We start from the raw sequence: 18,113 nt of genomic DNA, 5'->3' as shown, positions 1-18,113 counted from the left end.
TAGCAATCCAACGTTTTGTTTGGATTGCTATTTTAGAGGCTGATTATTTTAACCAACTGTCTGTAGAACCATTTAAATAGGTAATAAACCAACCAGATCCCCAAGCAGCACTCCACAATACGTTTTTATTGTATGGATCTGGTTTTACATCTACCATTTTATTAGGTTGCCCCAATCCTTTGTTGATTTTTATCCAGCTTTTTGCTCCGTTTTTAGAAAGATAAATTCCTGGATTTTTAAATTTAGTTGGATAATGACTTGCTACACTAATAACAATTAAATCTTCATCTAATGGAGAGGTTTCTACCTGCCATACAAAAGGAGCTTTAAATATTTGTTCCCAAGATTTTCCGTTGTTTGTACTTCTCCAAACACCACCCTCTTCATACGTTCCATTTTTTCTACCTGTAGCAATGTATAAATTGTGATTATTTTTATCAATAAACACGTTATTTACCGCTTTTATTTCTGATGGAATTTTCACTTTCTCCCAATTACTTCCTTTATCTGTTGATTTGTACAAACCTCCATTGTTATCATTTAATGCAGCATAAATGATACTTGGATTTTTAGGGTCTAATTTGATTCTTCTTACACTTGCTTTTGGATGAAATCCTTTATTGCTTAGTTCCCAAGTATAACCACCGTCAAAAGAACGGTAGAAACCAAAACCTCCTTTGGTTAGTTTTGCAGAACCATCACCTACTTCTGAAATAGGTTTTAAAACTGTACAGAAATACATGTTTTTTGGTTCTTTAGAATCAATAGTTAAAGAATATTGTGTTAACAAACCACGGTAAGAAGGATTGTCTCCTTCAAAAATAGTCGCTATATTTTCCCAAGTTTTACCTCCATCTTGTGTTCTACGTAATTTACCTCTGTGTTCTTGTCTCCAAGCTAAAGAATAAATAGTGTTTGGATCATTAGGATGTACTGCCATTGTAGAAGTTGAATGTTGTCCGTGCATTCCATCATGATCATGTACTTGTCCATCAATTTGTTCTACAGCTACGGCTTGTTTGTCTGGCCATCCATCTAAATCTGTAGTTTGCCACAAACCGTGTTCTCCACTAGCTAATAATCTTCGTCCTTTAATTCCTGTTTCATGCAACATGTATCTACCTGGCAAATCACTATCACCCCTACCAATCCATTTGTTACTTCCCGGTGATGTTTCAAAATCATCTACTTGTTTCCATAATTTTCCTCCATCATTCGAACGAAGTGTTTGTTGATCAATTCCTATAAATACGTCTCCTTTAGCATTAATTGCTAACATACGATTACCAGAACGCTCAATTCCATTATCCATGCTAACTTGTAAATGTGCAAAATCTACATTAGCTCCTATAGGATTGTTTCTACTAGCCCAATAAGCTTTGTCTTTTTTACTTAACCAATATTTTCCTTGACGAGCACAAACAATCCATGTTTTTCCTCCATCTTCTGTTTTAAATGCATCACCAGGTCCAAAACTTTTGTCGTGTTTTTTATTAAAAACTAAGTAAATTTCATTTTTGTTTGTAGGGTTCACAACCATACGGTTAAAAACAGGCATTGTTGCTGTAGGTAATTCTTTTAATGTATTCTTAGCTTGCTTTTTATTAATACCAAACCAATATGCAATGGTATTGTAGTATCTATCAGCCTCTGGATAAAAATTAATTTTATTTAGATTAATGAATAAATTCCCTGTAATATTTGACCAAGATTCTCCTCCATCAACGCTTTTATACACACCTCCTTTAGCAGTCGTTGAATTTCCTGTTTTTTCATATACCGTTTGTTCTACCAAATACAACACAAACTCTCCTGTTTGTTTGTTGTAATAAGAAGATAAATCTCGAGGTAAATCATTAGGCAGTCCTTTGTTACCTTTTTTCCAATCGTCTCCTCCATTATCGCTTATAAATAAACCATGGCTAGTAGCAATTACCATGTGTTTTGGATTTTTTGGATTGATGATAATTCTACCCACATCTAAATCCTCAGAAATATTAGTTGCAATTTTTTTCCAAGTTTTACCTGCATTGGTTGTTTTTAAAATATAACCATAGCTTGCTCTTTGATTCTTAATTCCATGTGGCTTAGCTAAACTTCTATGATTGTTTTTTACGTTCCAAAAATCTCCTGCTCCAATAAACCAAGTTTTATCATCTTTAGGATGAATGGCAACTTGTGTATGTGCATTGGTGTATTTACTGCCCTTGCCTACTCTTGGAATTTTGTAAACTTCTTGCCAATTTCTACCTCTATCCTTAGAGGTATAAACACCTCCTGCACGTTCTATAGCTACACCAAAATCTGGATTTTGTGTAGAAAAATCTATATCCAAGACACGCTCCATATCTGTTCCATCTCCATCGGAATCTTTAATAGTATGCCATGATTTTCCATTGTCCCAAGAACCGTAAGACACATGCATATCTGGCCCCATAAACATTACATTAGGGTCTGTGGGATGACACCAAAACTCTTCATTATATCCAGACATTCCTGGTCCAAAATTTTTCCATACTACAGATGTATCAGAAATCACTTTTTCTGTTTTTATTTCTTTAAAAAACTTTTTTTGTGCTTTAGACTCTTGAGCATTTACTTGAAATGCGAACAAAGCTGTAACTATAAACAATTTAATATTTCTCATTATTCTAAACGTTGATTATTCTCTAGCTGTTATTTATTCTACCAATTTCCAAGTTCTTACCCAATCGTAAGAAGTTGTTCTTTCTTTTTTAGAACCCGTTAAACCACCATCTGCTGGTACTGGATTCCAGTCGTAGGTTTCTGTAACCATTTTTAAGTGCATTGGAATATTAAAATCTGCAGGAGGTGTTACTTTATTTACCAATTCTCCATCTAAGAAAAATAAGACTTCGTTTTTGTTTTTCCACCAAACTCCATATGTATGAAAATCTTCATACACCTTTCCTTTTTTTAAAATAGCCTTAGCTCCTTTGGTTCCTTTTACAATATCACAATCAGCAGGAATACCTCTACTATGCGTATTAGATCCCATTCTTACATCAGCATCTTTTGCCCAAGCTTTATCTGTTACAATTCTACCTACACATTCTTGAATGTCTAGTTCTGTTGTTCTTTTGTCACAGCCCGATAATTCTCTTTTATCACTTATTAACCAAAAAGTAGAAGACATAAATGTTTTACTTGCTTTCATTTTACATTCGTAAAAACCATAAGTCATTGCTTTTTTAGAACTAACCAATCCACAAGCGTGCGTAAATTCTTTTCCGTTTTTAGTAACAGATGCTGGTAATTTATAGTTTGTAATCCTTAATTCTCCTTTCTCTACTTTTACTGTATTTGGAACAAATAAACCAGGAGGTCTACCTATCCATCCTCCTCTAGAATTCACCCATTTTTTACTATCTAATTTTTTCCCATTAAATTCGTCAGACATTTCTTTTATTAACTTCCATTCTTTGTTTAAAAGTTCTAAACCATCATCCTTTACTATATAAGGTGTTTTTTGAGCAAAAAATGGACTACTTAGTAACAATATTAAAAATGTTATTTTGAATGTTTTTATTTTCATTATGCTTGACTTTAAGTTTGAGTGGATTAAATTTCTATATTTTTCACGTGAACTAGTATGAGTATTGAGTTTTTTAAAAACAGATATGTTTTTATTGTAAACGACTATTTGTATTACGTTTTCTTTCTTACTAGACTTTATATAGACAAAAAAGAACCCCTAGACACAATAAGGTGTTTAGAGGTTGTTTTAACTCAAAAACCATCAATAAACTTATATTAATAGTGATGTTTTCCTTCTTTTACTTGTGAGAAAAAAACTTGTCTTCCTTTAGGTAGTAATCTATCTTTTCCTTTTAATTCTATAACTCCTTGTTGACGAATATCTGTACTAGAAGCTCCAATTTTAAATTCATATTTTCCAGCTTCTACTATCCATTGGTCATTTTTATATTGCACCAATTGTTCTGGAGAAACCTTAAATTCCAACACTGATTTTTCATTAGGTTGTAAAGCAACTCTATAAAATCCTTTTAGCTGAATAGGTTTACTAGTGGCTTTTTTATCAACAGGCGACACATACAACTGTACAATTTCAGTACCTGCAACTTTTCCTGAGTTTTTCACCTCAACACTTACCTTAAATGATTCTTTAGAAATATCTGTTTTAGATTTTATTTTAAAATTAGAATATTCATACGTAGTGTAAGACAATCCATAACCAAAAGGATATAATGGTTGATTATTTGCACTGTAACCATTTTGATAATTTACCTCTTCTTTGATTTGAGAATTAGGATATGTGACACATAGTTTTGCTGATGGATTTACGTTTCCTAACAAAATATCTGCAACAGCATTTCCTCCTTCTTCTCCAGGAAACCAAGCATTAATAATGGCAGCACATCTACCTTCTAGTTTATCAATTACTTGTTGTCTTCCTCCAAATAACACCAAAACAACAGGTTTACCCGTTGCTAATAACTTTTCTACAAAAGCTTCTTGCTCTCCTGGTAAGCCAATTCCTTTTCTACTTCTACCCTCACCATTTAAAGAAATATTTTCTCCTACAGCAGCAATAATCACATCGCTTTCTTTAGCAATAGCAATGGCTTTTTGCAAATCTGGTTGAGGCAAACCTTGTACGGTTAACAATTTTAATTTTCCTAATCTACTGTCCCCAAAACCACTTTTATCTATGGTAGCCTCTAGGTCAGCACTCCAATCGCAACCACGTTCGTGTTTAATTTGAATATCATTTCCTAATCTGTTTTCCAATCCCTCTTTTAAAGTCACTAATTTAGGGTTGTTAGGATTGTACTGTTCTCCTTTCCAAAAAGCTCTCATTGCTTGATAGGTATAATCACCCAACAAACCTTGTGTTGTAGCAGCATTTGGACCTACCAAAGCAATTTTTTTAACAGTACTCTTTAAAGGTAAAACTCCATTGTTTTTTAACAATACTATAGACTGACAAGCAGTTTCGTAAGCTAATTTTCTAAACGCAGGAGGATCAAAATCTAAAGCTCCATCTTTTCCTATTTCTGGATTTTTTTCTAACAAACCTAACTTAGCTTTCATGATTAACGATCTTTTTACAGCAACATCAATAGTTTCTTCTGTAATCAATCCCTTTTTAATAGCTTCGGCCAACAAAGGATAGGTTGTTGGCGATGACAATTCTATATCTACTCCAGCATTTAAAGCCATAGCTCCTGCTGTCATTGGATCTGGAGCTTGTTTGTATTTTTTATAAACCATATTAATGGCTCCATAATCACTCACGACCAATCCGTCAAAACCAATTTCTCTTCTTAACATTCTATCCAACATGGTTGGACTTACCGATATTGGCAAAGATTGATACACTCCATAAGAAGGCATGACACTTTTGGCACCTGCAATTTTAATAGCCGCTTCGTGAGGCATTAAATACTCTTCGTACAATGTTTTAGCATCGTTATTTTTAGTTCCATAACCTGCAAAATGCTTTACGGTAGCCGCTACTCCTGTTTTAAAATTGGTTCCTTGTAAACCTGATACAAAAGCAACTCCCAAACGAGAGGTCAAATAAGCATCTTCTCCATAACTTTCTTGATGACGGTTCCAATGGGCTGTTCTACTTAAATCTAACATAGGAGACAAAGCAAAAGTAGCTCCGGATGCTCTCATATTTTGTGCCGTTGATTGGGTATTTTTTTCTACCAATTCTGGATTCCAAGAACACCCTACTCCAATTTGCTGTGGAAACGTAGTTGCTCCTTGTGTAGCAAAACCTGTGATGGCTTCTTCGTGAAAAATAGCAGGAATTTTTAATCGTGTTTCCGTCATTAAATAATGCTGAATTTCACGAACTAAATCTCTTAACTTTTCTGGCGATAAAGCTTGCCCTGTAGAAAACTGACAAAAATGCCCTATTCCATTTGGAATGTGTTCTCTACATTTTTCTAATGATAATTCACCATCTACTAACAGCTCTCTAATTCTAGTTCCTGTAATTTGAGCAATTTTTTCCTCTAGAGTCATCGTAGCCATAATAACCTCTACTTGTGCATCAATTTCTGGAGTAGAAAAGGGTTTCACAATCTTGTTCTGAGCAAAAAAAGCACTGTTGATGAACAGTGCTCCTATGATAAATATTTTTTTCATCATTATTTTTTAATGTTAGAATATCCTTTACCTCTAATACCTTCAAACTTAGCTAACATTTTTTTTAATTGTTTAGGATTTGATTTTGCTAAATTGTTTTGTTGACTTGGATCTTCTTTTAAATTATATAATTGAAACTCCATATCTATTCCAGACTCCACAAAAGAATGCCAACTCATTTTAGCACCTTTATAAGGAGGAATCATTACCCAATCTCCTGCTCTGTATGATGTTTTAGAACCAGCTTCTAGAACAATATCTTTACGTCCTTTTTTACTTTTTCCTAAAAGAGCAGACAAAATATCTTGACTGTCTCCTTCTTCCGTGTCAACATTTAATAATTCAGCCAAAGAAGCTAACAAATCAACTTGACTCACCAAAGCGTCTGATACTTTTGCTTTTACAGTACCTTTCCAATACACCATAAATGGCACTCTTGTTCCAGCATCAAACAAACTATATTTTCCTCCACGTAAAACTCCTGCAGGTGTGTGTTTCCCTACTTTCTCCATAGCATCATCGTAGTAACCATCTTGTAAAACAGGACCATTATCGCTAGAGAAAACAATCAATGTATTTTCTAAAACCCCCTCTTCTTTTAATGTTTTCATAAATTCACCAATTACCCAATCTGCTTCTAAAATCACGTCACCTCTTGGCCCCATTCCAGATTTTCCTGCAAAACGAGGATGTGGAGTACGTGGTACATGTGGTTGTTGCAAAGCATAATACAAGAAAAAAGGATTGTTTTTATTCTTACGGACATAATTCTGTGCTTTGTTTAAAAAGTGATCTGCCATATCTACATCACTCCATTTTGCAGCTTCACCGCCTTTCATAAATCCAATTCTTGGAATTCCATTTACAATACTGTTATTGTGTCCGTGATGCCATTTTAATGTTGTTAATTCAGGGTTGTCTTTTCCTGTAGGTTCTCCTTCAAAATTTTTCTTATAACTCACTTGAATTGGATCTTTAGGATCTAATCCGTCAACATAACCATTATCTATATAAACCGTAGGTACACGATCTTGAGTAGCTGCTAAAATATAAGCTTCATCAAAACCGACTTCATTAGGTCCTGGCTTAATGTGACCATTCCAATTTAAATTACCATCACCCAGTCCTAAATGCCATTTTCCAACAATTCCTGTGTGATATCCTGCTCTTTTTAACATTTTAGGCAGCGTTTCTTGCTCTGTTGAAATAATCAACGGTGCAGAACCTGGTAATATTTTAGCTTTTGAATTTCTCCAAGGATACACTCCTGTTAACAACCCATATCTACTCGGTGTACACGTAGAAGAAGTTGCATAACCGTTGGTGAATTTAATTCCTTCATTTGCCAGCACATCTATGTTTGGGGTACTTAATTCTGTTGCTCCATAAGCACTTAAATCTCCATAGCCTAAATCATCCATATAAACCACTATAATATTTGGCTTTACGGGTTCTTTAGCAATAGCATCTGTATGAAAAAAACACAGTACAGATAGCACCATTAACGAAATGATATTTTTAACTTTCATCTAAACGATTTTTAATTATATAATTGATTTTGATTCTAGAAATTAAAACTATGTTTATTTTAAAAACTTAGTAGCTAGTAATGATTTATTATAGGTCACAAATGTTTAGAATCTTATAATTTCTGTTAATTAAGTAGAAATCTCAAGTATTTTTACACTTGTTATAGAATATTCATCATATGTGTTCCTAAAAAATAGGATAATGTTTAGCATTTTATACGATAAGTATAATTTTGTACCAAAGGATATAAATTATAAAAAATGAATAAATTAAAACTGGTTTTCTTTTTTATAGCCATTGCACTTACTGCATGTGCCCAAAAAGAAAATAAAACTACAGAACACCCAAATATTGTCTGGATCACTTCTGAAGACAATTCCAAACATTACATGAAATTGTTTGATGAACATGGAGTTTCTACTCCTAATATTGAATCTTTAGCTTCGCATGGAATTGTTTTTGACAGAGCTTTTTCTAATGCAGCTGTTTGTAGCGCTGCTCGTTCAACATTAATCTCTGGAGTCTACGGTCCACGTGCTGCCTCTCACTACCATAGACGTTTGCAGTCAGTTCCTATGCCAGATAATATAGAAATGTATCCAGCATATTTAAAAGAAGCGGGGTATTACACCACTAACTGCTACAAAGAAGACTACAATATTTACAAATCGGACACCGTTTGGGACGATTCTTCTAAAAAAGCAAGTTGGAGAAATAGAAAAGAAGGACAACCTTTTTTTCATGTTTTTAACATCATGACAACTCACGAAAGTCGCATTCATTTTTCTCAAGAAGATTTTGAAACAAAAAAAACTCTTACAGATCCTGAATCTTGTTTCGTACAACCGAATCACCCAAAAACCAAGTTGATGAAATTCACCAACGCGTGGTATAGAGACAAAATAGTTCAGATGGATACTGAAGTAGGTCAAGTTTTGGATGAATTGAAAAAAGACGGATTGATGGAGAGCACTTTTATTTTTTACTTTGGAGATCACGGTGGTGTTTTACCAGGAAGTAAAGGATATATTTTAGAAACAGGGTTGCACATTCCCCTAGTTGTTTACGTTCCTGAAAAATACAAACATCTTGTAAACATAAAACCTGGTACAAGAACTGATGGTTTTGTAAGTTTTGTTGATTTTGGAGCTACCTTAATGAGCATTGCTGGAATTGAAATTCCGAAAGGAATTGACGGAAAACCATTCTTGGGTAAAAATGTATCGGCAAGAGAATTGAATGAAAGAAATCAAGTTTTTAGTTATTCTGACAGAATGGACGAAAAATACGACATGGTAAGAGCCATTCGAAAAGGAAAATACAAATACTTAAGAAATTTTCAACCCATTAATTTTGATGGATTGATGAACAATTACCGTTACAAGCAATTGGCCTACAAAGAATGGAGTCAACTAAATGATGAGCATCAATTAAATGACGTTCAATCACAATTCTTTAACGTAAAAGCTCCTGAAGCATTATACGATGTTGAAGCAGATCCTTTTGAAACTAAGAACTTAGCTTTGGATCCAGCTTTCAAAAACAAGTTAATTGAATTGAGAAACATTTTGAACAAACAAATGTTCGACATTAATGATTTGGCTTTGTATCCTGAGTTTTACCTTATCAAAAATGCTTTTGACAATCCTGTAGCTTTTGGTAAAAAACACAAATCTGATATTCAAAATTATTTAGCAATTGCCAATCTAGCTTTGGAAGATTATGCAACTGCAAAAAGTAAAATAGCTGCTTATTTAACCTCTAATGATCCTTGGGAAAGATATTGGGCATTGAATACTTGTACTAGTTTTGGTAGCCAAGCTAAAGAGTTTGCAAAAAAAGCTATTCAAATTTCTAAAAAAGATTCTGAATTGATCAACAGAGTGAAAGCTGCTGAATTTTTAGGTTTTATAGGAGCTGTAAATCCTGTAAATACTATGACTCAAGCCTTGTATGCTTCTCAAGATCCTAATGAAGCTTTGCTGATACTAAACTCCATTACTGTAATGAAAGACGGAGCACATAAATACAAATTTGACCTTAAGAAAGACAAACTTGTGAAATGCTCTGTAGAGCCTCAAGTAGTAAGAAGATTAGATTACATTGGTGTTTCTGAATAAAACACAAGCAATTTATTTTATAAAATCAAAAATCCGTAAAGCATTGTTTTACGGATTTTTAATTTTTATTCTAAGTATCTTATAAAAATTTATTATACCATCTAGAATACTAATTTTTTAAAGATAGCAAAATAAAACCTTACCTCTTTAGTGTTATTTGTAATGGATTGTCCAATTTGACTTTAAAACCGTTCAAATATTTTTTCCACATCTCTTCTGTTTTAAACTCTCCTGCTTTTTTCCACCCAAAACCTGAATAATAAGTCACTTTGTTGTCTGTAACTTTTAAATCAGCATACGTGTTGCACAAATCCAACTCATCTACCAAATAAGTTTCTTGATTTAAAAGAACACTATTAGCAGCTACAATTCCTGTTCCTATTTCGGAATCTCCCAAAGGTTCCCAATAACTTATCCACCCCTCAGTTACATTACCATCTACATTTCCTTCTTGTTTGTGAAGTGTCAACCCAACAGAAACTTGATCTGTACCTGTTATATAAGTTTCTATTTTAGACAAATTAGAACCTTTGTCTAATGTAATAATTTTGTATTCTGTAATGGTTTTGTTTCCAGCTTTCCAATCAGCATATTTTAGGTAAAAAGAAGTTCTTAAAGGTCCTGTGGTAATAGTTCTCCACTCTGTGTAATTTTTAGAAAAATAATACTCTCCTTCTTCTTTTACAGCCAAACCTCCAATACCTCTACTAACTCCTACATGAAAATTATCCAAACCTTCTCCACTATCTTTGTGATAAGCACCTGGGTTTTCATCATGTTCCGCATACCATTTGTTTATGATGGGATAATTTACTCGTTTCAGCCAACCATCTATACCACTAGACAGGGTTCCTCCGGGTTTGTTTTCTTCTATCAATCGCTGTGCTGTAGGTCCATAAACTCTAAAAGCTACTTTGTCATTTTCCCAAGTATAATCATCTGTGCGTTCTGGCACAAAGCGTGAATAACACAAATCTTCGGCTTTTGGTTGCTGTTTCTCTGTAACAGAAACAATTTCAAACGTTTCTGTAGTTAGTGGAGCTAAAGTGGGTTGAAATATGATTTCATCTATCGTTCCGTCACCATCTACATCTATTTGTTGAGTAACCTCCAATTTTTGTGTTGCTAAATTTTTAACTCCAATTCCTTGTAAACTTTCAACATGTAAAAACTCTTTGGTCATACTAACAGTCTCGTTAGAACGCGTTACATCCAAAGTATTCTTAATAGCAAAAGTTGTAGTGGATTTGTTGCAAGACACCAATATTAAAAATAACAGCCACAAAATTGAAATGTATTTTTTTTGATTTCTCATATTTGTATTCATAAATTAGTCTTCGTTTGCAGGCTTTCCAATGGTTGCTAAAATTCCACCATCTACATATACTATTTGTCCATTTACAAAATTACTAGCTTTGGAGGCTAAAAAGATAGCTGCCCCTTGCAAATCGTCTGGATCTCCCCAAACACCTGCTGGAGTTCTCCCAATGATAAAATCATTGAAAGGATTTCCATCTACACGAATAGGTTCTGTTTGACTCGTAGCAAAATATCCTGGCCCAATTCCATTTGTCTGAATATTAAATTTTGCCCATTCTGTAGCCATATTCTGGGTCAACATTTTCAATCCACCTTTGGCCGCAGCATAAGCACCTACAGAATTTCTACCTAATTCGCTCATCATAGAACAAATATTAATGATTTTTCCTGCTCTTCTTTCTATCATTCCTTTGACCACATATTTAGACATGATAAAAGGAGACACCAAATCGACCTTAACAACCTGTTCAAAATCTGCAACTTCCATATCTACCAAAGGAGTTCTTTTGATAATTCCAGCATTGTTTACCAAAATATCTATAACTCCTACCTCTTTTTCAATAGCTCTCACATTTTTTTTCACAGCATCTTCATCAGTAACATCAAATAAATATCCAAAGACATTTGATCCGTCAGCTTTATAATTAGCAACTGCAGCATCTAATTTTGTTTGAGAAGAATTTCCTGTAACAACAATAGTTGCACCAGCATTTGCCAAACCTTTTGCCATTGCCATTCCCAAACCGTGTGTAGCTCCGGTAATCAAAGCTATCTTTCCTGTTAAATCAAATAAATTTATCGACATGTTTTCTTTCTTGTTTTAAATTTATCTCAATTCATTTATCTTGCACATATCCATATCGCTATAATCTAAGTTTTCACCTGCCATACCCCAAACAAAAGAATATGCACAAGTTCCAGCTCCAGAATGTATAGACCATGGCGGAGAAATTACTGCTTGTTCATTTGCCATCCATATGTGTCTAGTTTCCAAAGGCTCTCCCATAAAATGACATACTGCTTGATCTTGAGGAACGTCTATGTAGAAATAAATTTCCATTCTTCTATCATGCACGTGTGCAGGCATGGTGTTCCATACACTTCCTGGCTCTAATGTGGTCATTCCCATTTGCAATTGACAAACATCTACCACACTATTTACAATGTATTTACGAATGGTTCTAGCGTTAGAGGTTTCTAAAGAACCTAATTCTGCCACCTCTACATCATTGATTCCTATTTTTTTAATAGGAAATGATTTGTGAGCTGGAGTAGAATTGATGTAAAACTTAGCAGGAGCAGAAGCTGATGCACTAGAAAAAATAACTTCTTTATTTCCGCTACCTACATACAAAGCTTCTTTATGTTCTAGTTCATAAGAAGTTCCATCAACCAAAACAGTTCCTTTTCCACCTACGTTGATAATTCCTAACTCACGTCTTTCTAAAAAGTAAGAAGCTTTTAAGGCATCTACTGTTTCTAAAACAACTGACTTTTCCAAAGGCATTACACCTCCAATAATATATCTATCGTAATGTGAATACACCAATTTCACTTCATTGTCTATAAACAATTTTTCTATCAAAAACTCCTCTCTTAGTTCTTGTGTATCCATTTGCTTAACTTCTCTTGGTGAAGCTGCATATCTTGTTTCAACTTTTTTCTCCATAATATTAAACCTTTGATTTATTTTCTGTAAAAGTAATAAATTTTAACCAAATACAATCGATTGTATTTTATTAAAAAGCAATTTATATATTTGCGAAAGAACCTTTTCGGTAGTACATTTACACCACTTAATCTAGATATGAAAAACACAAAACCTACTATACACGATATTTCTAAGGTACTGAATATCGACAGTTCTACCGTATCTAGAGCCTTGAACAACAGTCCTAGAGTTTCTAAAAAAACTAAAGATTTAATTCTAAAAAAAGCTGAAGAATTAGGTTATCAAAAAAACACGCTTGCCTCTAACTTACGTACAAGTAAAACCAATACGATAGGTGTTATTGTTCCGCGAATTTCTAGAAACTTCTTTTCTTCTGTGATTTCTGGAATTGAAGAAACGGGTTACAAAGGAGGGTACAACGTAGTTATTGGCCAAACATTTGATAATTTGGAAAGAGAACAAAAGCTGGTTTCTACATTTTTATCTAACCGAGTAGATGGTTTGTTGATTTCTATATCTATGGAAACTACCGACTATGAACATTTAGAAAACTACAAAAAAAACGGAGGGCCTATTGTGTTTTATGATAGACCTGTAAGTTTAAAAGATTGTCCTTCTATTACCATAAATGACTTTGAAGCTAGTTACAAAGCCACAAAACACTTAATTTTAAAAGGATGTAAAAACATTGTTCACTTTTCTGGGGTTCAGAAAATAAATTTGTACAAAAACAGAAAAGAAGGATATTTTTCAGCATTGAAAGAATACAATATTCCTATTAGAGAGGAATATGTTTTTGAAGCCAAATTATCTGAAGAAGACGGAATTGAATTTGCCAAACGCATCTTAAAAATGAAACATATAGATGGTATTTATTCTGCCAATGATACTGCAGCTATTAGTGCAATACAATACTTAAAATCAAATGGAATTAAAATTCCAAAAGATATTTCTGTAGTGGGTTTTAACAACGATCCTATTTCTGCGGTTATAGAACCAAGTTTGACAACCATCAATCAACCTGATTTTGAAATGGGAACTATTGCGTGTTCACTCCTTATAAACCTTATTGAAAACAAAAATATACAAGTTCAAAACTTATCAAAAATATTAACCTCTGAGTTGATTGTTAGAAACTCATAAACTACTACTAAAACTAAATTATTATATGTTCTTAAAACGTCTGTTCGCAATTTTAGTATTGTCTTTCCTTTTTATATTAAAAACAATTGCTCAAAATAATTATGAGGAATTAAAGGACTTACGTTTCAAACATCTTTCTATCAAAGATGGACTTTCTCAAAGATCTGTAACTTCAATACTACAAGATAGCAAAGGATATCTTTGGTTTGGTACAAGAGACGGAATCAACATTTATGACGGTACAAATTTTAGCGTATTTAGACACAATTCTGAAGACAATAGTAGCTTAAGTCACAGTTGGATTACTTGTGTTTTTGAAGATAGTAAAAAAAATATTTGGATTGGAACTAAAAATGGTTTGAATCGATACAATCCAAAAGAAAAAAACTTTATACGATACAAAAAAAACAGCCACCCCTATTTTGTGACTGATAATGAGATTTGGAATATTGAACAAGTAGACAACCAAACTTTATGGATTGGAACCAATCATAAAATCACAACTATTGATATAGAAAATTTTACAGCTCACACTCTAAAAACTGAAGTAGAAAAAAAATTTGTTTCTAAAAAAATTAGAAATACTTGTAAAACAATTGACGGATTTCTCTGGGTTTGTATGCCTACAAAAATTTTAAAATACAACCCACAAAACAATACCATAATCTACTACAACTATCCTAACAATTCTAGTATAGAGGCTCACTTAAACAATGCCCCTAAAATCTACCAAGATCATCAAAAAACTATTTGGTTAGGGTATGAAAACGGTTTGGCTGTTTGGGACAAAAACCTAAACGTATTTAAAGATTTTAAGCTCAACAATACCAACTCTATCCGTTCTTCTGTTAGAGGTTTTAATGAAGATAATCATGGCAATTTATGGGTAGGGACTTATACCGGATTGTATATTCTAAATAAAAAACGTACACATCTAAAAAACTTTGTTCACCACAAAAATGCCGTCAGAAGTTTGAGTCAAAATTCAATCTATTCTATTATAAAAGATCATAGAGGAGACATGTGGATTGGTACATGGGCTGGTGGAATTAATTATTTTGATTATAGCTTTCAATCATTTAAACAAATCTACGCAGGATATAGCAATAATATGCTAAATTACAATGTAGTAAGTAGTATTATACAACAAGAAAACGGAAATTTATTAATAGGAACAGAAGGTGGGGGTCTGAATTATTATCACAAAAAAACAGGAAAATTCACCTATTATCAACACAATTCAAAAAATCCGAATTCCATAGGCTCAAACAATATAAAATCTTTACTGTTAGACGCTGATAAAAACTTATGGATTGGAACTCATGACCAAGGTTTATTTTATCTTAACTTATCAAAAAAACCTTTCAAATTCCAAAAAATTGATCTTGTTCTAGAAGAATCAAAACACTTGAAAGATTACCGTATTTTATGTTTACATCAAGACCAAAATCAAAATATTTGGATAGGAACGCTAACTAAAGGAATTTTTATTTACAATCGAAAAAATCATCAGATAAAACAACTTGAAAATAAAATTAAATCTGTAAAATGTATTGTAGAATCTAACAACCCTGATACTATTTTTATAGGCGGTTCAGATGGTTTAGAAAAAATAAACATTCATACTCAAAAAATAACTCCTCTAAAATACCAAAGAAAAAATCCATCAATACGTAATTCTATCAATTGTATTTCTGTGCAAAACGAAACTATTTGGATAGGAACCGAAGGAAAAGGACTGTATGAAATACATGCAAAAACAAAAAAAACAACCAAATACGGTATCGCTCAAGGATTATTAAATGAAGTGATTTACGGAATTCTATTGGGTGATGACAACAAAATATGGATTAGCACCAATAGCGGAATTAGCAGTTTAGATTTGAAAACCAAAAAAACTGAAAACTACCTAGAATCTAACGGATTGCAAGGAAGTGAGTTTAATTACGGAGCTTATCTAAAAGCAAAAGACGGAGTATTGATGTTTGGTGGTACCAATGGACTGAATTTTTTTAAGCCCAAAGAAATTATCAAAAACAACTTTATTCCTCCTGTTGATATTTCTGGAATTAAAATCAACAACAAAAATTACATTTACATCACCGATTCTATTTTTAATATTGATTTAAAATACAATGAAAATGACATCAATATAGATTTTACTGCTCTTAGTTTTTCTCAAGCACAAAAAAACCAATACGCATACAAACTAGAAGGTTTTGATCTGGAATGGAAATACGTTGGAAACAACAAAACCGCAACTTATACCAACTTAGACAAAGGAAATTATACTTTTAAAGTAAAGGCATCTAACAACAATAATCTTTGGAATACCAGCGGAAAAAGTATTCATATTACAATTTTACCTGCTCCATGGAGAACTTGGTGGGCATATACCATTTATATAATTATTTTAATCATTGCATTCTATTTTGTGCAACGCTTAATTCTGATTAGAGTTAAAGAACGAAATGAGCTAAAGCAAGAAAAATTTGACAGAGAACGTTTGGAAGAAATCAACCAAATGAAACTAACACTATTTACCAATATTTCTCACGATTTTAGAACTCCACTAACCCTTATCATTGGGCCATTGCAACGTATGATTCATAACAAAATGGGGGATAATGAAATTCAGAAGCAACATCAAATTATGCATAGAAATGCAAATATGCTTTTAGAACTCATCAATCAATTGTTAGATTTTAGAAAAAGTGAATCGGGGAAACAATTACTTTACGCTTCTCAATCTGATATTGTAAGTTTTGTAAAAAATATAAAAAAAGCTTTTGATGACTTGGCCGATTTTAAACAGTTTAAATTTGATTTCATCAGTACAGAAGAAAGTCTACCTCTTTGGTTTGATAAAATCAAAATGAAGAAAATTCTGTACAATTTGTTATCTAATGCCTTTAAATACAATGAAATTAAAGGTAAAATTGCAATCAAAATTTCCATTCAAGAAGCAAATTCTCAAAAATATGCGGTTATTAAAATCATCAATTATGGAGAAGTAATTCCTTCTGAAAATCTACATCATATTTTTGATCGTTATTACAGATTTGACAAAGAAGGAAAACAAAAAGGAACAGGAATTGGCCTAGCACTAACCAAAAGTTTGGTAGAATTGCATCACGGAAATATTACAGCAACTAGTTCTCTCGAAAAAGGAACTTGTTTTAAAGTAATGATTCCTCTAGGAAAAAATCACTTAACCTCTGCACAATGCATTGAACATCGCGAGGAAGATTTACCCCTTGAAAAATCTTTCCTTTTAGAAAAAAATTTAAAAATTCTAGAACAAGAATCTCTAAAAGAAAAAACAACTCTAAAAAAGAACATGGATACCATTTTGTTGGTAGAAGACAATATTGATGTTCGAAATTTTGTGAAAGATATTTTTAAAAATCAATACAATATTTTAGAAGCTGAACACGGAAAAGAAGCTTTAGAAATTATAAAAACCTCAGAAGTTCAATTAGTACTTAGTGATGTTATGATGCCAGAAATGGACGGTTTTGAACTGTGTCAACACATCAAACAAAACATAGTTACCAGTCATATTCCTGTATTATTACTAACTGCCAAAACAGCTACAGAACATCAAAAAACTGGATTTCATATAGGTGCAGATGCTTATATTGCCAAACCTTTTGATGCTTCAATTTTAGCACTTAGAGTAACCAATTTGTTAAACACTCGAAAAAACTTGGTTTCTAAATTTAAAAAAGATCAAATATTAGAGCCTAAAGAAATTACGACAACTTCTGCCGATGAAGAATTCTTAAAAAAAGCTATTGAGATTATTGAAAAAAACATATCCGACGGTGATTTTAATGTCAAAGAATTTACAGAACAAATGCACATGAGTAGATCTGTTATTTATAAAAAGATCAAAGCACTTACAGACCAATCTATCACCGAATTTATTAGAACAATTAAGCTAAAAAAAGCAGCTCAAATGATTGCAAAAACTCAACTTAGTATTTCTGAAATAGCTTACGAAATTGGTTTTAACGATTTAAAATATTTTAGATCTTGTTTCAAAAAACAATTCAATACCGTTCCTTCTAATTACAGAGCCCAAAACTCAAAACTCATCAAAGATTCGGAATAAGACACTCCTTTTTTACTACTTTTTACACTATTACTTTGATCAAATTCTGATTGCTGTTTCTAAAAAT

At 32.7% G+C, this 18,113-nt stretch carries 10 protein-coding genes; 3 read left to right on the top strand and 7 right to left on the bottom strand.

What is annotated here, in order from left to right; genetic code table 11:
• Positions 1-43 precede the first annotated feature (43 nt).
• The 4 genes from Q4548_RS13170 to Q4548_RS13155 form a co-directional block, all read right to left on the bottom strand.
• Positions 44-2,647, bottom strand: coding sequence for a VPS10 domain-containing protein (locus Q4548_RS13170; RefSeq protein WP_303455780.1), 2,604 nt, complete (start codon positions 2,645-2,647; stop codon positions 44-46).
• A gap of 33 nt (positions 2,648-2,680) precedes the next feature.
• A complete protein-coding gene (locus Q4548_RS13165) occupies positions 2,681-3,556 on the bottom strand; it encodes a family 16 glycosylhydrolase (RefSeq protein WP_303455778.1) in 876 nt (291 codons plus the stop codon).
• Positions 3,557-3,774: 218 nt separating this feature from the next.
• Positions 3,775-6,147: a glycoside hydrolase family 3 N-terminal domain-containing protein gene (locus Q4548_RS13160; protein ID WP_303455777.1), complete on the bottom strand. Its 2,373-nt coding sequence runs from the start codon at positions 6,145-6,147 to the stop codon at positions 3,775-3,777.
• Complete coding sequence (locus tag Q4548_RS13155; RefSeq protein ID WP_303455801.1) at positions 6,147-7,646, bottom strand: arylsulfatase; 1,500 nt, start codon at positions 7,644-7,646, stop codon at positions 6,147-6,149. The genes Q4548_RS13160 and Q4548_RS13155 overlap by 1 nt, the downstream gene beginning before the upstream one ends.
• A gap of 288 nt (positions 7,647-7,934) precedes the next feature.
• On the opposite strand from Q4548_RS13155, the gene Q4548_RS13150 reads away from it, so the two are divergent.
• Complete coding sequence (locus tag Q4548_RS13150; RefSeq protein ID WP_303455776.1) at positions 7,935-9,794, top strand: sulfatase; 1,860 nt, start codon at positions 7,935-7,937, stop codon at positions 9,792-9,794.
• A 139-nt stretch (positions 9,795-9,933) separates the two neighbouring features.
• On the opposite strand, the gene Q4548_RS13145 is transcribed toward Q4548_RS13150, so the two are convergent.
• From Q4548_RS13145 to kduI, 3 genes are read right to left on the bottom strand one after another with little or no spacing between them, the layout of a single operon-like run.
• Positions 9,934-11,109, bottom strand: a complete 1,176-nt coding sequence (locus Q4548_RS13145; protein WP_303455774.1) for a DUF4861 family protein — start codon at positions 11,107-11,109, stop codon at positions 9,934-9,936.
• Positions 11,110-11,124: 15 nt separating this feature from the next.
• Positions 11,125-11,919 carry a gluconate 5-dehydrogenase gene (locus Q4548_RS13140; RefSeq protein WP_303455773.1) on the bottom strand — a complete coding sequence of 265 codons (795 nt, stop codon included), beginning with the start codon at positions 11,917-11,919 and terminating at the stop codon, positions 11,125-11,127.
• Positions 11,920-11,940: 21 nt separating this feature from the next.
• The gene (gene kduI / locus Q4548_RS13135) at positions 11,941-12,783 is read right to left on the bottom strand and encodes a 5-dehydro-4-deoxy-D-glucuronate isomerase (RefSeq protein WP_303455772.1); all 843 of its coding nucleotides are present in this window, start codon (positions 12,781-12,783) and stop codon (positions 11,941-11,943) included.
• Positions 12,784-12,921: 138 nt separating this feature from the next.
• On the opposite strand from kduI, the gene Q4548_RS13130 reads away from it, so the two are divergent.
• Together Q4548_RS13130 and Q4548_RS13125 are read left to right on the top strand one after the other, a co-directional pair.
• Positions 12,922-13,929 carry a LacI family DNA-binding transcriptional regulator gene (locus Q4548_RS13130; protein ID WP_303455771.1) on the top strand — a complete coding sequence of 336 codons (1,008 nt, stop codon included), beginning with the start codon at positions 12,922-12,924 and terminating at the stop codon, positions 13,927-13,929.
• 25 nt (positions 13,930-13,954) lie between these two features.
• Positions 13,955-18,046, top strand: coding sequence for a two-component regulator propeller domain-containing protein (locus tag Q4548_RS13125; RefSeq protein WP_303455769.1), 4,092 nt, complete (start codon positions 13,955-13,957; stop codon positions 18,044-18,046).
• Positions 18,047-18,113: the final 67 nt, after the last annotated feature.

It is taken from the genome of Wenyingzhuangia sp. 2_MG-2023 (genome assembly GCF_030548295.1).
Taxonomy (GTDB): Bacteria; Bacteroidota; Bacteroidia; order Flavobacteriales; family Flavobacteriaceae; genus Wenyingzhuangia.
Note: the sequence above shows the minus strand (reverse complement) of the source record. Positions and strands in the feature narration are given on the sequence as shown.